Origin of the sequence: uncultured Tenacibaculum sp. (assembly GCF_947504135.1) — a bacterium.
Lineage (GTDB): Bacteria > Bacteroidota > Bacteroidia > Flavobacteriales > Flavobacteriaceae > Polaribacter.
In genome coordinates, this window is sequence record NZ_CANNGG010000005.1 from 120,051 (window position 1) to 142,345 (window position 22,295).

The 22,295-nt window shown below is 32.5% G+C and carries 24 protein-coding genes; 15 read left to right on the top strand and 9 right to left on the bottom strand.

Features of this window, described 5'->3' with window-relative positions:
* Positions 1–10 precede the first annotated feature (10 nt).
* Genes Q0663_RS11285 through Q0663_RS11295 form a run of 3 tightly spaced genes read left to right on the top strand, consistent with a single transcriptional unit; the run spans position 11 to position 2,163 of the window.
* The gene (locus Q0663_RS11285; RefSeq protein WP_299011063.1) at positions 11–541 is read left to right on the top strand and encodes a thioredoxin family protein; all 531 of its coding nucleotides are present in this window, start codon (positions 11–13) and stop codon (positions 539–541) included.
* 29 nt (positions 542–570) lie between these two features.
* Positions 571–1,389 carry a type I methionyl aminopeptidase gene (map, locus tag Q0663_RS11290; protein WP_299011065.1) on the top strand — a complete coding sequence of 273 codons (819 nt, stop codon included), beginning with the start codon at positions 571–573 and terminating at the stop codon, positions 1,387–1,389.
* Between the two features lie 3 nt (positions 1,390–1,392).
* Positions 1,393–2,163 (top strand): class I SAM-dependent methyltransferase, encoded by a 771-nt coding sequence (locus tag Q0663_RS11295; RefSeq protein ID WP_299011068.1) that lies wholly within the window; start codon positions 1,393–1,395, stop codon positions 2,161–2,163.
* Here the strand turns inward: Q0663_RS11295 and Q0663_RS11300 are convergent.
* A complete protein-coding gene (locus tag Q0663_RS11300) occupies positions 2,160–3,131 on the bottom strand; it encodes an FAD:protein FMN transferase (RefSeq protein ID WP_299011071.1) in 972 nt (323 codons plus the stop codon). The two genes, Q0663_RS11295 and Q0663_RS11300, sit on opposite strands and share 4 nt — an antisense overlap.
* A gap of 134 nt (positions 3,132–3,265) precedes the next feature.
* Here Q0663_RS11300 and Q0663_RS11305 point away from each other — a divergent pair, with 134 nt between their 5' ends.
* The 11 genes from Q0663_RS11305 (at position 3,266) to Q0663_RS11355 (ending at position 14,885) form a co-directional block, all read left to right on the top strand.
* Complete coding sequence (locus tag Q0663_RS11305) at positions 3,266–4,114, top strand: OmpA family protein (protein WP_299011075.1); 849 nt, start codon at positions 3,266–3,268, stop codon at positions 4,112–4,114.
* Positions 4,115–4,305: 191 nt separating this feature from the next.
* Positions 4,306–4,761, top strand: coding sequence for a 50S ribosomal protein L13 (gene rplM, locus Q0663_RS11310; protein WP_299011078.1), 456 nt, complete (start codon positions 4,306–4,308; stop codon positions 4,759–4,761).
* 2 nt (positions 4,762–4,763) lie between these two features.
* Entirely contained in the window at positions 4,764–5,150 is a 387-nt protein-coding gene (gene rpsI, locus Q0663_RS11315) for a 30S ribosomal protein S9 (protein WP_028892298.1), read from the top strand.
* Positions 5,151–5,292: 142 nt separating this feature from the next.
* Positions 5,293–6,039: a 30S ribosomal protein S2 gene (gene rpsB, locus Q0663_RS11320; protein ID WP_299011088.1), complete on the top strand. Its 747-nt coding sequence runs from the start codon at positions 5,293–5,295 to the stop codon at positions 6,037–6,039.
* 86 nt (positions 6,040–6,125) lie between these two features.
* Entirely contained in the window at positions 6,126–7,094 is a 969-nt protein-coding gene (tsf, locus tag Q0663_RS11325; RefSeq protein ID WP_239178107.1) for a translation elongation factor Ts, read from the top strand.
* A 266-nt stretch (positions 7,095–7,360) separates the two neighbouring features.
* On the top strand, positions 7,361–8,071 hold the full coding sequence (gene pyrH, locus Q0663_RS11330; RefSeq protein WP_299011097.1) for a UMP kinase: 711 nt from the start codon (positions 7,361–7,363) through the stop codon (positions 8,069–8,071).
* Between the two features lie 47 nt (positions 8,072–8,118).
* Positions 8,119–8,673 (top strand): ribosome recycling factor, encoded by a 555-nt coding sequence (gene frr, locus Q0663_RS11335; RefSeq protein ID WP_299011099.1) that lies wholly within the window; start codon positions 8,119–8,121, stop codon positions 8,671–8,673.
* 94 nt (positions 8,674–8,767) lie between these two features.
* The gene (locus tag Q0663_RS11340; RefSeq protein ID WP_299011101.1) at positions 8,768–11,134 is read left to right on the top strand and encodes an efflux RND transporter permease subunit; all 2,367 of its coding nucleotides are present in this window, start codon (positions 8,768–8,770) and stop codon (positions 11,132–11,134) included.
* Positions 11,135–11,305: 171 nt separating this feature from the next.
* Complete coding sequence (gene asnS / locus Q0663_RS11345) at positions 11,306–12,739, top strand: asparagine--tRNA ligase (protein ID WP_299011103.1); 1,434 nt, start codon at positions 11,306–11,308, stop codon at positions 12,737–12,739.
* 83 nt (positions 12,740–12,822) lie between these two features.
* Positions 12,823–14,286 carry an RNA polymerase factor sigma-54 gene (gene rpoN / locus Q0663_RS11350; protein WP_299011105.1) on the top strand — a complete coding sequence of 488 codons (1,464 nt, stop codon included), beginning with the start codon at positions 12,823–12,825 and terminating at the stop codon, positions 14,284–14,286.
* Positions 14,286–14,885: a hypothetical protein gene (locus tag Q0663_RS11355; protein WP_299011107.1), complete on the top strand. Its 600-nt coding sequence runs from the start codon at positions 14,286–14,288 to the stop codon at positions 14,883–14,885. The genes rpoN and Q0663_RS11355 overlap by 1 nt, the downstream gene beginning before the upstream one ends.
* On the opposite strand, the gene Q0663_RS11360 is transcribed toward Q0663_RS11355, so the two are convergent.
* The 6 genes from Q0663_RS11360 to Q0663_RS11385 form a co-directional block, all read right to left on the bottom strand.
* Positions 14,880–15,548, bottom strand: coding sequence for a porin family protein (locus Q0663_RS11360; RefSeq protein WP_299011109.1), 669 nt, complete (start codon positions 15,546–15,548; stop codon positions 14,880–14,882). The two genes, Q0663_RS11355 and Q0663_RS11360, sit on opposite strands and share 6 nt — an antisense overlap.
* An 89-nt stretch (positions 15,549–15,637) precedes the next feature.
* Positions 15,638–16,108, bottom strand: coding sequence for a biopolymer transporter ExbD (locus tag Q0663_RS11365; RefSeq protein ID WP_299011111.1), 471 nt, complete (start codon positions 16,106–16,108; stop codon positions 15,638–15,640).
* Between the two features lie 18 nt (positions 16,109–16,126).
* Positions 16,127–16,753, bottom strand: a complete 627-nt coding sequence (locus Q0663_RS11370) for a biopolymer transporter ExbD (RefSeq protein WP_299011114.1) — start codon at positions 16,751–16,753, stop codon at positions 16,127–16,129.
* Positions 16,754–16,759: 6 nt separating this feature from the next.
* Positions 16,760–17,203 carry a hypothetical protein gene (locus tag Q0663_RS11375; protein ID WP_299011116.1) on the bottom strand — a complete coding sequence of 148 codons (444 nt, stop codon included), beginning with the start codon at positions 17,201–17,203 and terminating at the stop codon, positions 16,760–16,762.
* A gap of 7 nt (positions 17,204–17,210) precedes the next feature.
* On the bottom strand, positions 17,211–17,939 hold the full coding sequence (locus tag Q0663_RS11380) for a MotA/TolQ/ExbB proton channel family protein (protein WP_073182089.1): 729 nt from the start codon (positions 17,937–17,939) through the stop codon (positions 17,211–17,213).
* Positions 17,940–18,192: 253 nt separating this feature from the next.
* Positions 18,193–19,224, bottom strand: a complete 1,032-nt coding sequence (locus Q0663_RS11385) for an asparaginase (RefSeq protein WP_299011120.1) — start codon at positions 19,222–19,224, stop codon at positions 18,193–18,195.
* Positions 19,225–19,318: 94 nt separating this feature from the next.
* Here Q0663_RS11385 and Q0663_RS11390 point away from each other — a divergent pair, with 94 nt between their 5' ends.
* Positions 19,319–20,017: a zinc metallopeptidase gene (locus Q0663_RS11390; RefSeq protein WP_299011122.1), complete on the top strand. Its 699-nt coding sequence runs from the start codon at positions 19,319–19,321 to the stop codon at positions 20,015–20,017.
* Positions 20,018–20,131: 114 nt separating this feature from the next.
* Here the strand turns inward: Q0663_RS11390 and lepA are convergent, their stop codons facing one another.
* Positions 20,132–21,928, bottom strand: a complete 1,797-nt coding sequence (gene lepA / locus Q0663_RS11395; RefSeq protein ID WP_047789984.1) for a translation elongation factor 4 — start codon at positions 21,926–21,928, stop codon at positions 20,132–20,134.
* Positions 21,929–22,095: 167 nt separating this feature from the next.
* Positions 22,096–22,293 carry a hypothetical protein gene (locus Q0663_RS11400; protein ID WP_073182094.1) on the bottom strand — a complete coding sequence of 66 codons (198 nt, stop codon included), beginning with the start codon at positions 22,291–22,293 and terminating at the stop codon, positions 22,096–22,098.
* Between the last annotated feature and the right edge of the window lie 2 nt (positions 22,294–22,295).

Genomic DNA, 22,295 nt, shown 5'->3' on the forward strand with positions numbered 1-22,295 from the left:
AATATATCTTATGAAAAAAATCGTGTACCTTTTTGTAGCCTTACTTATTGTTTCTTGTGCATCGACACCAAAGAACCTAGCAACAAAAAATGAAAATGGAAATTTAGTTGGTATTGCTACTAAAAAAGATTTTCAACAAGAACCACACGGAAGTGAGTGGTTTAACGATTTTTATTCATATTACGAAACAGATAAAGCTACCGTAGAAAAACTAAAACCATATTTAAAAGACATAAAAATAAAAAGCTTTATGGGAACTTGGTGTGGAGATAGTAAAAGAGAGATTCCTAATTTTTATAAAATCTTAGACGAAGCCGAATTCGATTATAAAAACCTTGAATTAATTACAGTAAACCGTCAGAAAAAAGCTAATGGTTTAGAAGAAGGTTTCAATGTAATTCGAGTTCCAACCTTCATTTTTTATAAAGACGGAAAAGAAGTTGGTCGTTTTGTAGAACACGCTATTGAAGGTAGCTCAGTTGAAGAAGATTTCTTAAAAATACTATCTGGTCAAGAATACAAACATCCATATCAAAAATAACTGTAAATTTGCGCCTCAATATTTTTACCATGATTAAACCAAAAACTAGAGAAGAAATTGAATTAATGCGCGAAAGTGCTTTAGTAGTATCAAAAACCTTAGGTATGCTTGCCAAAGAAGTAAAACCTGGAGTTACTACATTATATCTTGATAAACTTGCCGAAGAATTTATTCGTGAGCAAGGTGCTATTCCTGGTTTTTTAGGTTTATACGATTTCCCTAACACACTTTGTATGAGTCCTAACTCTCAAGTAGTTCACGGAATTCCAAACAACACACCTTTACAAGAAGGTGACATCATCTCTATTGATTGTGGTGCTATAAAAAATGATTTTTACGGAGATCACGCTTACACGTTTGCTGTAGGTGAAATTACTCCTGAAACTCAAAAACTACTTGATATCACTAAAGAAAGTTTATATGTAGGTATTCGTGAACTAAAAGTAGGAAATCGTGTTGGTGATGTAGGTTTTGCTATTCAAAACTTTACTGAAAAACATGGCTACGGTGTTGTTCGTGAACTGGTAGGGCACGGTTTAGGTCGTAAGATGCACGAAGACCCAGAAATGCCTAACTATGGACGCAGAGGTCGTGGTAAAAAATTTATTGAAGGTATGGTAGTTGCTATTGAACCTATGACCAATATGGGAACTCATAAAATCCGTCAACATAGTGATGGGTGGACAATTACAACTTTAGATGGTAAACCATCAGCACACTTTGAACATGATGTAGCCATAGTTAATGGTAAACCAGAGTTACTATCTACCTTTAAGTATATTTACGATGCTTTAGGTATTGAAAGTAACGAAGAAGACGAATTTAGACAACAACCATTAGTTATATAATTTGTGTCTTTATTTAAAACGATACTTAATACTATTCCTAGACCTATATTAATCAAAGCCAGTTATTGGGCTCGTCCCATTATTACTTGGTGGTTAAAAGGAGATAACTTTACAGATCCGATTGACGGAAAATCATTCAAAAAGTTTTTACCTTACGGATATGGAGTTCAACGTAAAAACGCACTTTCTCCTTCCACCCTTTCACTAGAAAGACATCGTTTAATGTGGCTTTTTTTACAACAGGAAAGCAACTTCTTTACTTCCGATAAAAAGTTAAAAGTATTACATATCGCCCCTGAGCAATGTTTTTTAGATCTTTTTAGAAAACAGCAAAATTTAGAGTACACAACATCCGATTTAGAATCACCTATAGCAGATGTAAAAGCAGATATTTGCAATCTTCCTTTTGAAGACAACTCTTTTGATGTAGTGTTTTGTAATCATGTGCTGGAACATATCCCTGACGACACAAAGGCGATGCAAGAATTGTATCGAGTAATGAAAGTTGGTGGATTTGGAATTTTTCAAATTCCGCAGGATTTATCTAGAGAAATCACTTTTGAAGACGATTCAATAACCAACCCTAAAGAACGTGCAAAAATCTTCGGTCAGTACGACCATGTTCGTGTGTACGGACGTGATTACTTTAATAAGTTACGCTCTATAGGATTTACAGTTGATGAAATAGACTACACAAAAAAAATCGCTCCAGAAAAACTAGAACGATTTGCATTAATGAAAGGCGAAATTTTGCCTGTATGTTATAAAAACTAGTTTTCAAATTCTGCTAATTCATCTGTATCGCTATGATACAACAACACTACTTTTAATTCTGGATGTTCTTTGAGAAACTCCTTTGTTTTTTCTAAACCCATTGCTAAAAAAGCAGTTGCATACGCATCTACATCCGCACAATCTCCTTTTAAACGAACCGACACACTTAACAAATTACTTTCCTCTGCTAATCCTGTTTTTGCATTTACCGTGTGTACTATTTTCTTTCCTTCTGCATTTACCTTGTATTTTCTATAATTCCCTGAAGTTGCCATTGACTCATTATCCAATTCAATTACTTTTTGAATAGAGCGTGTGCCATCAACATTTGGTTTCTCAATAGCCACTTTCCATAATTTCCCTTCTTTTGTACCTCTAGCTCTAATCTCACCTCCTATTTCCACCAAGTAATCATGAATGTTTTTCGACTCTAAAAACCTTCCAACAATATCTACTCCGTATCCTTTAGCAAAAGCATTTACATTAAACTCAATATTTTCACTATCTCTATACACCTTTCTATCTTGTAATCTAACTTTATCAAATCCTACATTCTCCATCAAAGCTGCAATTTCTTCCGAAGTTAAATCTTTCTTTTCTTTTCCTGAGCCAAATCCGTATGCATCTATCAACCTACCAATAGTAGGGTCAAAATATCCGTCAGTTTCCTTATAAATTCTTTTGGCCTTTTCAAACACTTCAACAAACATATCATCAACTACTACAGTAGTGTCTCCTCGGTTAATTTTTGAAATATCAGAGGTAGGCATATAGGTTGACAGTGACTTATTCACTAAATGAAACAAACTATCAATAGATTTTTGATAATTTTTACTGCTCATGTAAGTTATATGATAAGTAGTTCCAAAAACACCTCCCTGTAATTTAGTCTCCTCTATTTTTTTTTCTTCTTTACAAGATATAAACAACAATAATGAAACTATTATAAGCGTTACTTTTTTGATCATGTTAAAAAAATTTGCCACAAAATTAGTGCTTTCAATCTTCATAAAAGATTGTTAATTCTCTTTTTTGTGTCTTCATTTTTATAAATTTGCTCAACTATTAATTATTAATAATACATATAAAACATAGAATCAAAATGAAAAAAGTATTCTTATTCCTTAGTGCCGCTCTTTTATTAGCATCGTGTGCTTCTACAAAAGAATTGGAGGCTGTTAAGGCTAAACATGAACAAACAAAAGAAGAATTATTAGCAGTAAAAGCTAACTTAACTAAATGCTTGGTTGAGAAAGAAAATTGTGAAGAAAAGGCTTTCTCTTTAGAGTCTAGAGTAACTGAATTAAAGAAAGACAAAGAAAACACCTTACAACAGGTAGAAAACTTAACTGTATTAACACAAGGAGCTAATGACAACATTAAAGAAACATTATCTCAGTTAAGCAAAAAAGATAAGTACATCAACAAAATTAGAGAGGCTGCTTCTAAAAAAGATTCTTTAAACTTAGTAGTTGCATTCCACTTAAAGAGAGAATTACAAGACGGTATTGATGACGAAGATATTGAAGTAAATGTAGAAAAAACAGTAGTATTTATTTCAATTTCTGATAAATTATTATTTAAAAGCGGAAGCTACACTATCAACGACAAAGCTTCTAAAGTGTTAGAAAAAGTTGCAACCGTAGTTAACGGACAACCTCAAATGGATGTAATGGTAGAAGGACATACTGATAACACTCCTGTTGCTGCTGGTTCTGTATTAAAAGATAACTGGGGATTAAGCGTTTTACGTTCTACTGCTATTGTTCGTGAATTACAAGGAAAATACAATGTAGCACCAGAAAGATTAATTGCTGCAGGTAGGAGTAGCTATGTTCCTTTAGTAGAAAACAACAGTCCTGCTAACAAAGCTAAAAACAGACGTACAAAAATTATTATCTTACCTAGATTAAATCAATTCTTTGATTTATTAGATCAGAAGGTAGAGTAGTTTAAAAACATACTATGTCGAAAAAGCGTGCTTATGAGCACGCTTTTTTTGTGCTCTTTACTTAATTAAAATAAACAGCAGAAAAATTAAACTAACACGCTATTTGTCAATCAAATAATTAATCGTACATTTGCAGACCTTTTTAAAGGATAAAATTTAATTATTAATAAACAAAAACTAATCGTGTAATTATGAACACATTAAGTTACAAAACAGTATCAGCTAATAAAGCTACCGTAAACAAAGAGTGGGTTTTAGTTGATGCGGACGGGCAAACATTGGGTCGTCTAGCTTCTAAAGTTGCAAAACTTATTAGAGGTAAGTACAAGCCAAATTATACTCCTCACGTAGATTGTGGAGACAACGTTGTTATTATCAACGCTGAAAAAATTAACCTAACTGGTAAAAAGTGGACAGATAAATCTTACATCCGTCACACAGGTTACCCAGGAGGACAAAGATCATTAACTGCTACAGAAATGTTCGAAAAAGATCCTACAAGATTAATCGAAAAAGCAGTAAAAGGTATGTTACCTAAAAACCGTTTAGGTAGCGCGTTATTCAAAAATTTATATGTTTACGCAGGTACAGAGCATGATCAAGAAGCTCAAAAACCTAAAACTATTAACCTTAACGATCTTAAATAATTATGGAAACTGTACACAAAATAGGTAGAAGAAAAACAGCTGTTGCTCGTGTTTATGTTTCTCAAGGAAGTGGAAACATCACTATCAACAAAAGAGAGTTTAAAAACTATTTCACTACACCAACTTTACAATACAAAGTTCAACAACCTTTAATGTTAACTGAAAACTTAGAGGCTTACGACATTAAAGTAAACGTATACGGTGGTGGTGTTACTGGTCAAGCTGAAGCTATTCGTTTAGCAATCACTAGAGCATTAGTATCAATTAACGAAGAAAACAAAGCTGTATTAAAACCAGAAGGATTATTAACTCGTGATCCAAGAATGGTTGAACGTAAGAAATTCGGTCAGAAGAAAGCACGTAAGAAATTCCAGTTCTCTAAACGTTAATATTTTACTGTACTTGTTTCAGTATTTAAATGTTTCGAGACTGTTATTTATAAATCAATTTTTAACAGTTTAGTATCTAAATATTTCAGACTTAATAACTACTGAAATATTGCGAAAACAGAACGTAAACACATTTATTAAAATGGCAAACATTCAAGAATTATTAGAAAGTGGTGTTCACTTTGGACACTTAACTAGAAAATGGAACCCAAACATGGCTCCATATATCTATACAGAGCGTAATGGTGTACACATCATCGATTTGTATAAAACTTCAGCTAAAATTGACGAAGCTTCTGCTGCGTTACAAAAAATAGCCAACTCAGGACGTAAAATCTTATTCGTTGCAACTAAAAAGCAAGCTAAGGATATCGTTGCTGAAAAAGCTAAAGCTGTAAACATGCCTTACATTACTGAGCGTTGGCCAGGTGGTATGTTAACAAACTTCGTTACTATTCGTAAAGCTGTAAAGAAAATGGCTTCTATTGATAGAATGAAGACTGATGGTTCTTTCGACGCTTTATCAAAAAGAGAAAAATTACAAATTAACCGTCAACGTGAAAAATTAGAAAAGAACTTAGGTTCAATTTCTGATATGACTCGTTTACCAGGAGCTTTATTTGTAATTGATGTAAAGAAAGAACACATTGCTGTTGCTGAAGCACAAAAATTAAACATTCCAATCTTTGCAATGGTTGATACAAACTCTGATCCAAGACCGATTGATTTTGTAATTCCTGCAAATGATGATGCTTCTAAATCTATCGATAAAGTATTATCGTATGTAACTGATGCAATTGCTGAAGGCTTAACAGAAAGAAAAGCTGATAAGGAAAAAGCTAAAGCTGAAAAAGCAGCTGACGCTCCTGCAAAAGAAGAAGCAAAATAATTTTAATTTAAAGGTTTCATCACATTGAAGCCTTTAAATTTTTATACCTTACAACAATTAATTACAATTAAAAAATAACGATAGAAATGTCAGTAAAAATTAGCGCTGCAGACGTAAAGAAATTAAGAGAAACTACCGGAGCTGGTATGATGGATTGTAAAAAAGCATTAGTAGAAGCTGAAGGTGATTTTGATAAAGCTATTGAAATTTTACGTAAAAAAGGACAAAAGATTGCTGCTAAAAGAGCAGATCGTGAGTCTACTGAAGGTGTGGCAATCACTAAAATTAGCGATGACAACACATATGGTGTTGCTATCGTATTAGCATGTGAAACAGATTTCGTAGCTAAAAACGATTCATTCAAAGCATTAGCGCAAGAATTTGTTGACATCGCTTTTAACCACAAAACAAAAGAAGAGTTCTTAGCTGCTGATTTTGGTGGTGTAACTGTTGCTGAAAAATTAATCGAGCAAACAGGAGTTATCGGTGAAAAAATCGATATCACTGCTTTCGAAAGAATTGAAGCACCATACGTAGGAGCTTATACTCACGTTGGTAAAATTGCTGCAATGGTAGGTTTAACTGCTGCTGTAGATAATGCTGCTGAGTTAACTAAAGACTTAGCTATGCAAGCTGCTTCAATGGGAGCGACTTCTTTATCATACAAAGATTTTGATCCTGCTTACGTAGCTTCTGAAACTGAAGCTAGAATCGCTGCTATCAAAAAAGATAACGAAGAGTTAGTACGTTTAGGTAAAACTTTAAAAAACGTTCCTCAATTCGTTTCTCGTTTACAATTAACTGATGAAGCTTTAGCGAAAGCTGAAGAAGAAGCTAAAGAGCAATTAAAAGCTGAAGGTAAACCAGAACAAATCTGGGATAAAATTTTACCAGGTAAAATGGAACGATTTATCTCTGATAACACAACTTTAGATCAAGAACAATGTTTATTAGATCAAAAGTTTATTAAAGACGAAAAGAAAACTGTTGCAGAATACGTTTCTTCTTACGGTAACGTTGAAGTTAAAAACTTCGTAAGGGTTACTTTAGGATAATTCTCAACAACCATATTATAGAAAACCATCCATTTTTTGGGTGGTTTTTTTGTATATAAAAGGTTTAGAACATTAATACCTAATTATATATTTTTATAATAAATTTTTATCCTCTTATAATGGAAAAGAAAACTTACTTGATAAATACGTTTAAATGTCTACTATCATTTTTTTTATACGTATCGTAATCGTAAACGTTCTCCTACATTTTCCGCATAAAACTCTCAAAAAAAATATGTAGCTTTGCACAACTTTCAACAAAACAAATGCAATACAAAAGAATCCTTTTAAAATTAAGTGGTGAAGCACTTATGGGAGAGCGCCAATACGGTATCGACCCAAAAAGACTTAAAGAATACGCACAAGAAATTAAAGAAGTAGTAGATAAAGGCATAGAAGTAGCTATTGTTATAGGTGGTGGTAATATTTTCAGAGGCGTTGCTGGTGCTAGTAATGGTATGGATCGCGTTCAAGGAGATCATATGGGTATGTTAGCAACTTGTATTAACGGTTTAGCCTTACAAAGTGCCTTAGAAGACGAAGGTATTCACACCCGTTTACAAACCGCTATCGAAATTAAAGAAATTGCAGAGCCTTACATTAAGCGTCGTGCAAACAGACATTTAGAAAAAGGACGTGTTGTTATTTTTGGTGGAGGAACTGGAAATCCTTACTTTACTACAGATACAGCTGCAGTTTTAAGAGCGATTGAAATTAATGCTGATGCTATTTTAAAAGGAACCAGAGTAGATGGTATTTACAATACTGATCCTGAAAAAAACAAAGATGCTGTTAAGTATGAAAACATTACCTTTAAAGACGTAATTGACAAAGGCTTAAAAGTAATGGACATGACGGCTTTTACATTAAGTGAAGAGAACAAGTTACCTATTATTGTTTTCGATATGAACACCAAAGGAAACTTATTAAAGCTAATTTCTGGAGAAAATATTGGAACAATAGTTGACAACCAATAAACTAAAAAATTATCCTCATACTGTTTGAGGTTTTAAATACGAACAAAATGACTGAAGAAATTGATTTTATTTTAGATTCGGCCAAAGAGGCAATGAATGGAGCTATTGAGCATTTAGTAAAAGAATTGCGTAGCATCAGAGCTGGTAAAGCATCTCCAGCAATGTTAGCAAATGTACAGGTAGATTATTATGGTTCTGCTACTCCGTTAGGACAAGTAGCAAACGTAAATACACCTGACGCTAGAACAATTTCAATTCAACCTTGGGAAAAAAACATGTTACAAGAAATAGAAAAGGCAATTATGCTTGCTAATCTTGGTTTTAACCCAATGAATAATGGAGAAAATATTATCATTAACGTTCCACCATTAACAGAAGAACGTCGTAAAGATTTAGCTAAACAAGCTAAAGCCGAAGCTGAACATGCTAAAGTAGGAGTTCGTAATGCTCGTAAAGAAGCCAATAATGACATCAAAAAACTAGACGTTTCTGACGACATGAAAAAGAATGCTGAAGCTGATATCCAGAATTTAACTGATAATTTTGTGAAAGAAATTGACGATAAATTTCTCGTTAAAGAAAAGGAAATTATGACTGTTTAATTTCTTTAAAAAAATAATAGAAAAAGGGCGTTTTAAAACGCCCTTTTTTCGTTTAATTAGTTCATTTAGCATAAATTTGCTAAAATTTTTTTGGATGACTTTTTGGACTAAAATCGCAGGCTTTATATTGCGAAATCGTTACTTAGTTTTACTTACTATTGCTCTTATAACTGGGTTCTTAGTCACCCAAACAAAACACATGCGCTTCTCTTATACAGAAGCAAACTTACTACCTACCGATCACGAAGTAAATATTGAATACAATAAGTTTTTAGAAATTTTTGGTGAGGAAGGAAATCTAGTTATACTTGGAGTTAAGGATTCTACGATTTTTACCCCTGAAAAATTCAATGCTTGGAACAAACTGGTAAAAGATTTAGATAGTTTACCTCAAGTAGATTTCACGGTTTCTGTTGCAGATGTTCAGCAATTGAAAGCGGATAGAAAACAACGTAAATTTGTTATTGAACCTTTATTTGATAAAGCACCCACTACAAACGAAGAAGTTACCGAAATTAAAAACCAGCTTTTTGAGAAGCTTCCGTTTTACAACAATTTATTATACAACGACAAAGGTGTTTTACAAACCGCGATATATCTAAATAAAGACATCGTTAACACACCTGTTCGTAGAGATTTCGTAATGGATGTATTAATTCCAACTGTTGAATCTTTCGAAAAGAAACATAGTGTAGATGTTCGCATTTCTGGTATGCCATATATAAGAACTTTGAACTCTCAAAACATTACAGATGAAATGGGAATTTTTGTAGTAGGTGCTTTACTTATTACAGCCATTATTTTCTTCTTTTTCTTCCGTTCGTTTAGAGCAACGTTCATCACTTTACTTGTTGTTGGTATTGGAGTTACTTGGGCTTTTGGCTTTATCGGTCTTTTAGGCTATGAAATTACAGTTTTATCTGCTTTAATTCCTCCTTTAATTATTGTTATTGGTGTTCCTAACGCGGTATTTCTTATTAACAAATATCAACAAGAAGTAAAAAAACATGGTAACCAAGCAAAGTCATTACAACGTGTTATTTCTAAAGTTGGGAATGCAACATTAATGACTAACATTACTACTGCTTCTGGTTTTGCTACCTTTATTTTTGTAAAAAGTCAATTAATGCGTGAATTTGGTGTTTTAGCATCAATAAACATCATTAGTATCTTTATTTTAGCTTTATTAATCATTCCGATTATCTACAGTTTTATGCCTCTTCCAGAACAAAAGCATTTAAACCATTTAGAGAAAAAATGGATGGAAAATGTAGTAAACTGGATGGAAAACATGGTAAGAAAACAACGAATTGCTATATATATTACCACGGTTTCAGTGATAATTTTAAGTATGATTGGACTATACTTAATACGTGTATCGGGTAGTTTAATTGAAGATATGCCTAAAGGGAAACAGTTTTATAAGGACATTAAGTTTTTTGAATCTGAGTTTGGAGGAATTATGCCGCTAGAAATTTTGATTGACACTAAGAGAGAAAAAGGTGTTATGAAACTTTCTACCTTAAAAAAGATGGAAAAACTAAATGAAGCTATCGAAACTTTTCCAGAACTTTCAAAACCTATCTCTGTTACTAACCTAGTAAAATACTCTAAGCAAGCCTATTATAATGGCAACCCAAAATATTACCAATTACCAACAAGTCAAGAAAAGAGTTATATTTTTGCTTACACCAAAAATTCAGATAGTAATTCTGGAATGCTAAAGAATTTTGTAGACAGTACAGGTCGCTATGCTCGTATCACTACTTTTATGAAAGACATCGGTACTGATAAAATGGATGTTATTCAAGAACGTTTACAGGCTGTAATAAACAAGCAATTTCCTAATGAAAGCTTCAACGTTTCATTAACAGGAAAGGCCTTAGTTTTCTTAAAAGGAACAAACTATTTAATTAAAAACTTAGTTATTTCATTATCGTTAGCTATCATATTAATCTCAATTTTTATGGCGTGGATGTTCCGTTCGTCTCAAATGATATTAATTTCATTAATACCTAACATGCTGCCTTTATTAATTACTGGTGGATTGATGGGCTTTTTAGACATTCCTATAAAACCTTCAACTATTTTAGTTTTTAGTATTGCTTTTGGTATTTCTGTAGACGATACAATTCACTTTTTAGCTAAGTATAGACAAGAACTGTTAAGTAACAATTGGAAGATTAAACCTGCGGTATATTCTGCCTTACGTGAAACAGGTGTAAGTATGTTTTACACTTCTATTGTACTTTTCTTCGGATTCTTGGTGTTTACAGTTTCTAGTTTTGGAGGAACAATAGCATTAGGTGGATTAGTATCGGTGACATTATTATTAGCGATGGTTTCAAACTTATTGTTATTACCTTCTCTTCTTCTTTCTTTTGAAAAGAAAATAGCTAACAAAAAAGTTTTAAAAGAAACTAAGTTTAAAATTCTGCCTCCAAAAGACGAAGATAAGTAAACATCCAGTACATTCTTACCCTGTCTTCATTGCTCAATTAATAGCAAAAAAGTATCTTTGCTTGATTTTATTGAAGACTTAAACGTCGATGACGTAGGTAATTATAAAACACACAGTGAGATGATTAAATTTCACTGTCGATACATCAACAAATTATCATATTTAAAACAGATGAAAAGAAGTAGCATTAAAGAATTATTACAATCTGACAAGATTTTACAAGAAGTACACGTAAAAGGATGGGTAAGAACTTTTAGAAGCAATCGTTTTATTGCTCTAAATGATGGTTCTACTATAAATAATATTCAGTGTGTTGTAGATTTTGAAAATGCTGACGAAACTTTATTAAAAAGAATAAATACTGGAGCTGCAGTAAGTATTCATGGTACTTTAACTGAAAGTCAAGGAAAAGGACAAACTGTAGAAATTCAGGTAACTAATTTAGAAGTTTTAGGAGACTCAAACCCTGATGAATACCCTATTCAGCCTAAAAAACATAGTTTAGAGTTTTTACGTGAAAATGCACATTTACGTGTAAGAACGAATACTTTCAGTGCTGTAATGCGTTTACGTTCAGCATTATCATTTGCAGTACATCAGTACTTTCAACAAAACGGATTTTACTATGTAAATACTCCAATAATTACAGGCTCTGACGCTGAAGGTGCTGGTGAAATGTTTAAAGTAACTCAATTTGAAGCAAACAACGCTCCTGTAAATGAAGAGGGTGAAATAGATTACTCTAAAGATTTCTTTGGAAAAGAAACCAATTTAACAGTTTCTGGTCAGTTAGAAGGTGAAACCTATGCGATGGCATTAGGTAAAATATATACTTTCGGACCTACTTTTAGAGCTGAAAACTCAAACACTACGCGTCACTTAGCTGAATTCTGGATGATTGAACCAGAGGTTGCATTTAACGATTTAGATGCAAACATGGATTTATCTGAAGACTTTATCAAGTATGTATTACAATACGTTTTAGATAACTGTCAAGACGATTTAGCCTTTTTAGATAGTCGTTTAGCACAAGAGGAGAAAAAGAAGCCTCAAGCAGAGCGTAGTGAAATGGGCTTACTAGAAAAATTACGATTTGTAGTTGACAACAACTTTAAACGTGTAAGTTATACAGAAGCTATTGAAATTTTACGTAATTCTAAGCCAAATAAAAAGAAGAAATTCCAGTTCCCAGTAAACGAATGGGGTGTGGACTTACAATCTGAACACGAGCGTTATTTAGTAGAAAAACACTTTAAATGTCCGGTAATTTTATTTGATTATCCAGCAAACATTAAAGCATTCTACATGCGTTTAAATGAAGATGGAAAAACAGTTCGCGCAATGGATGTATTATTCCCTGGAATTGGTGAAATGGTAGGAGGATCGCAAAGAGAAGAACGTTTAGATGTTCTAAAAGAAAAAATGGCTGAACTAAATATCCCAGAAGAGGAGTTATGGTGGTATTTAGATACTCGTAAATTTGGAACCGCAGTACATTCTGGATTTGGTTTAGGTTTTGAGCGTTTAGTTTTATTTGCAACTGGAATGAGTAATATTCGTGATGTAATTCCATTTCCAAGAACACCTCAAAACGCTGAGTTTTAAAAAATTCATAAAACTTATAAATAAGAATCGTCATTCCTCAACGGATGGCGATTTTTTTTGTCCTATTTCATATCTTTGTATATATGCTAAAACAAAGTTTACATCAAAAATTACTTCAAAAATTATCTCCACAACAAATACAGTTGATGAAGTTAATTCAATTGCCTACGCAAGCTTTTGAAGAACGTTTGAAACAAGAAATTGAAGAAAATCCTGCTTTAGATACAGGTAAAGATGAACCTGAGAATTTTGAAGATACTTTAGCCAACGATATTGATTATGATGATTCGGGCAATGAAAAGATTGATACCGATGACATTAATATTGATGAATATTTAAGTGACGACGAATATCCTAGTTATAAAACACAAACGAATAACTATTCATCAGACGATGAAGAAAAACAAGTTCCTTATGCGGCTGGTACTAGTTTTCATCAATCGTTAAACAATCAATTAAACACCTTTAGAATTGATGACGATGAACGTGCTATTGCCGAATTTTTAGTAGGTAGCATAGACGATAGTGGTTACATTCGTAGAGATATTATTGATTTAGTTGATGATTTGGCTTTTACTCAAAACATTTTTACTACGGAAGAAAAAGTTAAAGATGTTTTAGTCAATGTTGTTCAAAAACTAGACCCTACAGGTGTTGGAGCTTTAGACTTAAAAGAATGTTTGATTATTCAGTTAAAGTCGAAAACTGAAACTGAAAGCAGAGCTTTAGCAATTCGAATTTTAGAAGAATCTTTCGATCATTTCGTAAAAAAACACTATCAAAAATTATTAGAAAAATATAATATTTCTGAAGAACAGCTTAAAGATGTTATTCATGAAATAAGTCGATTAAACCCAAAACCAGGGAGTTCTTATGCAGGCAATAATAAAATTGCTGAGCAAATAGTACCTGATTTTTCAATCAAAATTATTGATGGAAATTTAGATTTAACTTTAAACTCACGTAATGCTCCTGAATTACATGTTTCTAGAGAATATAACAATATGTTGAAGGGCTATCAAGATTCTAAAGAGAAAACCAAATCACAAAAAGATGCAGTGCTTTTTATCAAGCAAAAGTTAGATGCTGCAAAGTGGTTTATTGATGCTATTAAACAGCGTCAACAAACACTTTTAGTAACGATGAATGCAATTATGCACCGTCAAGAAGAATATTTTTTAACAGGTGATGAGCGCAAGCTAAAACCTATGATTTTAAAAGATATTGCTGATGAAATTAACATGGATGTATCTACGGTTTCTCGTGTAGCTAGCAGCAAATATGTATCTACCCCTTACGGAACGAAGTTAATTAAGGATTTTTTCTCTGAGTCAATGAAAAACGACCAAGGAGAAGATGTTTCTACCAAAGAGATTAAAAAGATTTTAGAAACGGTTATAAGTGAAGAAGACAAGCGTAAGCCTTTAACAGACGAAAAACTTTCTAAAATTTTAAAAGAGAAAGGATACCCTATTGCAAGAAGAACGGTAGCCAAATACAGAGAGCAATTAGACATTCCCGTTGCTCGTTTACGTAAAGAGATTTAATGCGTTGGCATAAATTCATATCTACCATATTACACCCTATTGTAATGCCTACTATAGGCATTCTTTTGTATTTTATATTTTCACCTATAGCACTCAATAAACAACAACAATTTACGGTTGTTTCTGTAGTGTTTGTTGCTACTTATCTAATTCCGCTGTTATTACTTGTGTTTCTTAAATCCATCGGATATATAAAAACATTTAGAGTACATAGTATAGAAGAACGAAAGTTCCCAGTATTTTTAATGATGACTTTATTTATGCTCTTAGGAAAACTATTCTCGAATATGAGTATCGTTAAAGACTTAAGTTATTTATTCTACGGAACTGTTTTCGGACTTGGTTTTATTTATATGCTATTTCTGTTTAAAATAAAAGGAAGTCTACATTTATTATCTATGGGAATCGCTATCGGATACTTTTTACTATTTCAACAATTACAAGCAGTACAAATACTTCATCTTATAACTATTTTAATATTGCTTTCTGGACTATTAGCAAGCTCTAGATTGCAATTAAAAGCTCACACGTTAAAAGAAGTGTATGTAGGCTTTTTTATTGGCTTATTTAGCCCTTTTTTAGCTTACTATATATTATAACAGATAGAAACTTAGCCCTACTTTAACTATTCTACTATCAATAGAATTACCATTTAGTGTCGCGTTTTTAAACATAGGGGTCAAACCGTAATACACATGAAAATTGAAAGTACCATAACCTACAGATAATGTTAAACCTGTTTGCCATTTATTATAGTTATTTATATTTGAAAAACTAAAATCTTGGTCTATCAACTTATATCGAAATTCATTAATTACATTATATATTATTTTAACTCCTGCATAAAACCTCCAGAAAGAATAAGTATTAGCATCGGAAGAACGCCATCTAAATTGAATGGGCATTTCTAGATTATGAAGTTTAATTTTATTTGAAGTTATGTCAGGATCCACCTCATAATTACCATTATCTTTAATCACTTTCAAACCATGATCAAAAGAATCATAGCTGTACCCCATACCTATTGCAAAAGCAGTCTTTCCACTTCTATTAAATGGTATATCTTTCATATATCCCAATGCTAAACCATATGAGAAGCCTGTTTTCTCCAATTCGTTTGGCTGTTTCTGTATCAAGTTATAAGTTATATCAATATACAACTGATCTTCAAGATATTTATCTCCTATGTTAAGAGAATCTCTTTGAGAAAAAGCATTAATAGAAAATAATGCAGCAAAAAAAATAAATACTATATCCTTCATAATAATTATGTAACGATAAAAATAATCTTTTTGTATAAAAAAAGAGCAATCAATTGATTGCTCTTTTCTTGTTTATTTAAAAGTAATTATTACTTATTAATTACATTTCCTTTGTGAGTAGATAAACTTAGTTTAAGAGCATTAACATCTCTTAATTTCTCACGAATATCAGCTAATGTACCAACACTCGACTCTTTATCTGCTTTAATAGAAGTTGTCATAAATGGTACTTCTGCTTCAGAAACGTTGTCCCTTTCAAGATAAATAAAAGAAGGCACATCATCTGGTGTAGCAATCTTATCATTTAACTGAATTCTATTATATCCTGTACCATACTTGGAGTCTTTGGCCTTACCAACATAAATTGTACTCACTAAACTTTTACGCTCAAGTTTTTTTACTTCACTTGCACTTGGTAAACGTGGTGAATCAATTAATAAATCTGTCTCTCTCATGGTAGTTGTAACCATGAAAAAGAATAATAACATGAAAACAATATCTGGTAAAGACGCCGTAGATAAAGCAGGCATTCCTTTCTTCTTTTTTCTAAACTTAGACATACTCTTTATATTGTTTTATTATTTAACATTTGTCGGATCAGTATCTGAAATAATCTGAGGGTAACTCGTCTTAATATCTTCTACTTTCTTTCTTAAAGCCTGATCTTTTCTTGCACTATCAATAAAAGCCTTTTCAAGTTCATCGAAACTCATACCATATTTCTCTTGGCATAATCTATTACGTAACTCAGTATATGCTCTTAACAATTCATTTTGAACAGAGACATAAGTACCATATTCTGTACCTCTATCACTTTCTACAGAAATAATTGCTTTGTTAGGGTGATCTGATGACTCTGGATCCTTCTCACCTTTACAATAGTCACAAGCTGCTCCAGCTTCTTTCCCTGGCATTGGGTTACCAATACCTCCACCATTATCTATAAACTTAATAGCTGCATCTTTTAAGTCTTTTAATTCCATAACTTCATTTTCAACTAATAATTGATTGTTACGGTTTATACTAACTTGAAAGATGTTTTTTTCTTTAACTATTGGTGGTTCAACTTCAGTTTTTTCAGCTAATTTTTTTGGAATACCTGAATCCACATCCATCGTTGTTGTTACAAGGAAAAAGATAAGTAGCAAGAAGGCAATATCTGCCATCGAACCTGCATTAATTTCTGGGTTTTCTCTTCTTGCCATAATAATCTATGATTTAACTAATCCTTTTAATAAATCCCACACGAAGAAACCTCCTGCGATCACTATTAAGATAACACTTAACCAAATACCTGTACTTGTATTTTTAGACACACTACTACCAGCTTCAGCTACAACTTCATTAGTAGCTCCTAAAACTTGTCCATCACTAGCTAATATGTATGAGATTACTAATAAAACTCCCATTCCTAACAAACCAAGCAAAGCTTTTTTCAATGCTGCTGGGTTTTTAAACAAACTCAAAATAGAAGCTAATACTGTTACACCTGCTGTTAAACCTAGTAATACAAGAGAGTAGGTTACTAGTGGAGAAACAGCATCTGATATTGCAACAGGATCTTCTGCATCAGCTCCCATAACAACCATAAATAAGACTATACCTACAAGAGAGAGTAATGCAACTAATATTGTTATTAATTTATTGTTTTTCATACTTCTATTATTTTTTATACTTAGCTAATAAGTCGATTAAAGAGATAGAAGCATCTTCCATATTGTTTACAATACTGTCTACTTTAGAAATAATGTAGTTATAAAAAATTTGTAAAATAATTGCAACAATAAGACCAAATACCGTAGTTAAAAGTGCTACTTTAATACCTGTTGCTACTACTGCTGGTGAAATATCATTTGCAACTGCAATCGAATCAAAAGCTCCAATCATACCAATTACAGTTCCCATAAATCCTAACATTGGTGCTAAAGCAATAAATAATGAAATCCAAGAAATATTTTTTTCTAATAATCCCATTTGTACTCCTCCATATCCTACTACAGCTTTTTCAGCAGCCTCTAAACCTTCATCTGCTCTTTCTAAACCTTGATAAAAGATTGAAGCAACAGGTCCTTTTGTATTTCTACAAACTTCTTTTGCAGCCTCTACTCCTCCTGAGCTTAAAGCTTCATCAACACTAGCAACTAATTTTTTAGTATTGGTTGTAGCCATATTTAAATAAATAATTCTCTCAATTGCGATAGCTAAACCTAAAATCAAAGCTACTAATACAATTCCCATAAAACCTGGTCCTCCATCAATAAAATATCTTTTTAAAATTTGGTGGAAAGTTTCTGATCCTTCTGCCGCCGCTGCGTCTTGAGCATAAGTTGATTGAATAGCTCCTAAAAACATAAATCCTGCAATAGTTAGGATATTTACTACTTTTTTCATTTTGTTATAATTAATTTTAAATAGTTAACGGGTTAAAAATACAAATTTTACTGCTAAAAACTTATTTTTTTACAAATAAGTAATTCTTTTCTTGTACTTATTACGTTTTTAAATTTTTCAGAGTGGCAAGTAACAAAAAAATGTTGGTAGATTAAAAAAAATCTCTAGTATTTATACTACTAAGCTTTTTTTTAACGCTTTCCCTTAGTAATTCAAGTAGTTACAACTGTAAATTTAACGATTTATTTACAATTTAAGCCATTTCTCCCCTAAGAGATTTCTCAAAATAATGCTTAAATTCTTCTTTTGACAGCTCTTCTCCTAACAAATACATCATTTTTGCTATTGCTGTTTCAGTAGTAATATCCTTACCGTCAACAATTCCAATGCGTTTCAATTCAGAACTTGTTTCATAATGTCCTAAAATAACACTTCCTCCTGTACATTGAGTTACATTAACAATATATATACCTCTTTTTACAGCATACTCAAGTAAATCAACAAACCATTTTTCGGTAGGAGCATTTCCTGATCCATATGTTTCTAAGATAATTCCTTTTAAATCTGGAATGTTCATAAAACTTCTTACTACCGATTCTGTAATGCCTGGGAATAGTTTTAAAATTGCTACATGATTATCTAAATTCTTTCTTACCACCAAATCTTTGTCTCCCTCATTAGATTTTAATAGTAACGGATAACTAAAGTTTAAATGCACTCCACTCTCTGCCAAAGGCGGATAATTCATCGAGGCAAATGCTTCAAATTGTTCTGCATTTATTTTAGTAGTTCTATTAGCTCTATACAGTTTATATTCAAAGTACAACCCTACTTCTTGTATTACTGGCTTGCCATTTTCATAGGCTGATGCTACTTGAATCGAGGTTATTAAATTTTCTTTAGCATCGGTACGTAAATCTCCTATAGGCAACTGCGATCCTGTAAAGATCACAGGTTTTTGTAGGTTTTCAAACATAAAACTAATTGCTGATGAAGTATACGACATCGTGTCTGACCCTGTTAGCACAACAAATCCGTCAAACTTGTCATAATTATCAGAAATTATATCTGCTATTTGAATATAATACTCCACACTCATGTTTGATGAATCAATCGGCTCATCAAAAGAAACAGTAGAAATTTCGCAGTTTAATTGTTGTAATTCTGGAATCTTACTAGAAATTTGACTAAAATCGAAAGCTTTTAAAGCTCCAGTGTTATAATCCTTAACCATACCAATGGTTCCTCCTGTATAAACTATTAAAATTTTAGGTTGTGTTGCCATTTTGACATTTTTAATTTCCTTAACTAATTTGGAATAATTTATGTTGTAAATTTATCTAGCAAAAATGATACAAAATTTTAAAACTATATAAATTATGATTGGATTTTATGTACTGATAGGTATAATATCTTTATTCAGTTGGTTAGTTAGTAACACTTTACAACGTAAATTTAAAAAATACTCGCAAGTTCACTTACGTAATGGAATGAGCGGAGCAGAAATTGCTAAAAAAATGCTAGCAGACCACGGTATTTATGATGTACAAGTAATTTCTACCCCTGGTAGACTTACCGACCATTACAACCCTCAAAACAAAACCGTTAATTTAAGTGAAGCTGTATACAACCAACGTAATGCTGCTGCAGCGGCTGTTGCTGCACACGAAGTTGGACACGCTGTACAACATGCCACTGCTTATCAGTACTTACAAATGCGCTCTAAACTTGTACCTATGGTAAGTATTACTTCTCGTTTCTCTCAATGGATGGTAATTGGTGGTATTGCTTTTGGTGCTGCCTCTGGAAGCACAGGTATTGGTTTTTACATCGCATTAGCTGGTTTGGCTTTTATGGCTTTAGGTACAATTTTTAGTTTTGTTACTTTACCTGTGGAATATGACGCAAGTAATAGAGCTTTAGCTTGGCTAGAAAACAAGAACATGGTAACTCGTGAAGAGCTAGCAGGATCAAAAGATTCTTTAAAATGGGCTGCAAGAACATACTTAGTAGCTGCGCTCGGTTCTTTGGCAATGCTTTTATATTGGGCCTTACAAGTTTTAGGAAATAGGGATTAAAATTCAATGTAACAATTTGGAAATTTGATAATACAATAATTAAAAAAACCGTTTTGATTTCATCAAAACGGTTTTTTTCTATGTTCTTGTCTATCTTTACTAATTTCTAAAAAACTAGTCATTCAACTTCAACACTGCCATAAACGCTTGCTGTGGAATTTCTACATTTCCTACTTGACGCATACGTTTTTTACCTTTCTTTTGTTTTTCTAAAAGCTTACGTTTACGTGAAATATCTCCTCCGTAACACTTAGCTGTCACATCCTTACGTAAAGCTTTTACGGTTTCACGAGCTATAATTTTTGCTCCAATAGCTGCCTGAATTGGAATATCAAACTGTTGACGTGGAATCAGTTCTTTTAACTTTTCACAAATACGTTTTCCTATTGAATACGCATTACTATCGTGTAATAGAGCTGAAAGCGCATCAACTATTTGCCCATTAAGTAACATATCTACACGAACTAACTTCGACTTTTGCATTCCTATTGGATGGTAATCGAACGATGCATAACCTTTAGATACCGTTTTTAATCTATCATAAAAATCAAAAACAATTTCTGCCAATGGCATATCAAAAATTAATTCAACTCGCTCTGGAGTTAAATAGGTTTGATTTACAATCTGTCCTCTTTTTTCAATACAAAGTGACATTACTTGTCCTACAAAATCAGCCTTGGTAATGATTGAAGCTTTGATAAATGGTTCTTCCACCCTATCTAACTTTGATGGATCTGGTAAATCTGATGGGTTATTCACTATAATAACCTCATCAGGATTTTTCTTCGTGAATGCATGGTAACTTACGTTAGGAACCGTAGTAATTACCGTCATATTAAATTCACGTTCTAGACGCTCTTGAATAATTTCCATGTGTAACATTCCTAAGAATCCACATCGGAAACCAAAACCAAGTGCTGCTGAACTTTCTGGTTGAAAAACTAAGGAAGCATCATTTAATTGTAGCTTTTCCATTGAAGCACGTAGCTCCTCGTAATCTTCAGTATCTACAGGGTAAATTCCTGCGAATACCATTGGTTTTACATCTTCAAACCCTTCAATTCTATCTGTAGTTGGATTGGCAAAATCGGTAATAGTATCTCCTACTTTTACTTCCTTCGCTGCTTTAATTCCTGTAATTAAATAGCCTACATCTCCAGTTTTAATTTCGTTTTTTACAACTTGACTTAGTTTTAAGGTCCCTACCTCATCGGCTCCATACTGTCTACCTGTAGCCATAAACTTTATTTGTTGATTCTTTTTAATAGAACCATCAATTACTCTAAAGTAGGTTTCAATTCCACGATACGAATTGTATACTGAATCAAAAATCAATGCTTTTAAAGGTGCATCGGGATTTCCACTCGGTGCAGGAATTTTTTCAATAATTGCCTTTAAAATATTATCTACTCCAAAACCTGTTTTTCCACTTGCGTGAATTACATCTTCTGGCTCACACCCTAATAAATCTACAATATCATCTGTTACTTCCTCTGGGTTTGCTGAAGGTAAATCTACTTTATTTAATACTGGAATAATTTCCAAATCATTTTCTAACGCTAGGTATAAGTTAGAAATAGTTTGTGCTTGTATACTTTGTGCTGCATCTACAATTAGCAATGCTCCTTCACATGCTGCAATAGAACGAGAAACTTCATAAGAAAAATCTACGTGACCAGGAGTGTCAATTAGGTTTAATATATAATCTTCACCTTCATAAACATAGTCCATCTGAATAGCGTGTGATTTAATGGTAATTCCACGTTCACGTTCTAAATCCATGTTATCAAGTAACTGATTTTGTTTTTCACGCTCAGTAACCGACCCTGTATAGTCTAACAATCTGTCTGCAAGGGTACTTTTACCATGATCAATATGTGCAATTATGCAAAAATTTCTAATGTTCTTCATTCAATGTAAAGTTTCTCAAGCCATTTCTAAACATCTAACATAAACTTTTATTAGCTCAATATATAGAATGGATTCATTCGTCGTAATTCTAACTACTTGTAATTTGCAAAGATACTTTATTTGCAGGCTACTACAAACAAAATAAATAGCGAAAATTATACTCTTATTTAGGTAAGCATACTACCACATATACCTAATCCGATTATCAGATACAAAACAGCTAGTATATAAAATATTTTTGAAGCTGTTTTACTTTTTTTTCTAATAGCTGCTCCAATAACAGCTAGTAACACGGGTGGACCAAACATAATTAAACCTATAATTACGAATAAACCTGAAAGATCGCCTACTTCTAAAAATACCATAT

What these genes read in the sequence shown, in the direction of transcription:
- Q0663_RS11285 (WP_299011063.1), top strand. Translation starts at nt 11, where the DNA reads ATGAAAAAAATCGTGTACCTTTTTGTAGCCTTACTTATTGTTTCTTGT.
- map (WP_299011065.1), top strand. Translation starts at nt 571, where the DNA reads ATGATTAAACCAAAAACTAGAGAAGAAATTGAATTAATGCGCGAAAGT.
- Q0663_RS11300 (WP_299011071.1), bottom strand. Translation starts at nt 3,131, where the DNA reads ATGATCAAAAAAGTAACGCTTATAATAGTTTCATTATTGTTGTTTATA.
- Q0663_RS11305 (WP_299011075.1), top strand. Translation starts at nt 3,266, where the DNA reads ATGAAAAAAGTATTCTTATTCCTTAGTGCCGCTCTTTTATTAGCATCG.
- rplM (WP_299011078.1), top strand. Translation starts at nt 4,306, where the DNA reads ATGAACACATTAAGTTACAAAACAGTATCAGCTAATAAAGCTACCGTA.
- rpsI (WP_028892298.1), top strand. Translation starts at nt 4,764, where the DNA reads ATGGAAACTGTACACAAAATAGGTAGAAGAAAAACAGCTGTTGCTCGT.
- rpsB (WP_299011088.1), top strand. Translation starts at nt 5,293, where the DNA reads ATGGCAAACATTCAAGAATTATTAGAAAGTGGTGTTCACTTTGGACAC.
- tsf (WP_239178107.1), top strand. Translation starts at nt 6,126, where the DNA reads ATGTCAGTAAAAATTAGCGCTGCAGACGTAAAGAAATTAAGAGAAACT.
- pyrH (WP_299011097.1), top strand. Translation starts at nt 7,361, where the DNA reads ATGCAATACAAAAGAATCCTTTTAAAATTAAGTGGTGAAGCACTTATG.
- frr (WP_299011099.1), top strand. Translation starts at nt 8,119, where the DNA reads ATGACTGAAGAAATTGATTTTATTTTAGATTCGGCCAAAGAGGCAATG.
- Q0663_RS11340 (WP_299011101.1), top strand. Translation starts at nt 8,768, where the DNA reads ATGACTTTTTGGACTAAAATCGCAGGCTTTATATTGCGAAATCGTTAC.
- asnS (WP_299011103.1), top strand. Translation starts at nt 11,306, where the DNA reads ATGAAAAGAAGTAGCATTAAAGAATTATTACAATCTGACAAGATTTTA.
- rpoN (WP_299011105.1), top strand. Translation starts at nt 12,823, where the DNA reads ATGCTAAAACAAAGTTTACATCAAAAATTACTTCAAAAATTATCTCCA.
- Q0663_RS11355 (WP_299011107.1), top strand. Translation starts at nt 14,286, where the DNA reads ATGCGTTGGCATAAATTCATATCTACCATATTACACCCTATTGTAATG.
- Q0663_RS11360 (WP_299011109.1), bottom strand. Translation starts at nt 15,548, where the DNA reads ATGAAGGATATAGTATTTATTTTTTTTGCTGCATTATTTTCTATTAAT.
- Q0663_RS11365 (WP_299011111.1), bottom strand. Translation starts at nt 16,108, where the DNA reads ATGTCTAAGTTTAGAAAAAAGAAGAAAGGAATGCCTGCTTTATCTACG.
- Q0663_RS11370 (WP_299011114.1), bottom strand. Translation starts at nt 16,753, where the DNA reads ATGGCAAGAAGAGAAAACCCAGAAATTAATGCAGGTTCGATGGCAGAT.
- Q0663_RS11375 (WP_299011116.1), bottom strand. Translation starts at nt 17,203, where the DNA reads ATGAAAAACAATAAATTAATAACAATATTAGTTGCATTACTCTCTCTT.
- Q0663_RS11380 (WP_073182089.1), bottom strand. Translation starts at nt 17,939, where the DNA reads ATGAAAAAAGTAGTAAATATCCTAACTATTGCAGGATTTATGTTTTTA.
- Q0663_RS11385 (WP_299011120.1), bottom strand. Translation starts at nt 19,224, where the DNA reads ATGGCAACACAACCTAAAATTTTAATAGTTTATACAGGAGGAACCATT.
- Q0663_RS11390 (WP_299011122.1), top strand. Translation starts at nt 19,319, where the DNA reads ATGATTGGATTTTATGTACTGATAGGTATAATATCTTTATTCAGTTGG.
- lepA (WP_047789984.1), bottom strand. Translation starts at nt 21,928, where the DNA reads ATGAAGAACATTAGAAATTTTTGCATAATTGCACATATTGATCATGGT.
- Q0663_RS11400 (WP_073182094.1), bottom strand. Translation starts at nt 22,293, where the DNA reads ATGGTATTTTTAGAAGTAGGCGATCTTTCAGGTTTATTCGTAATTATA.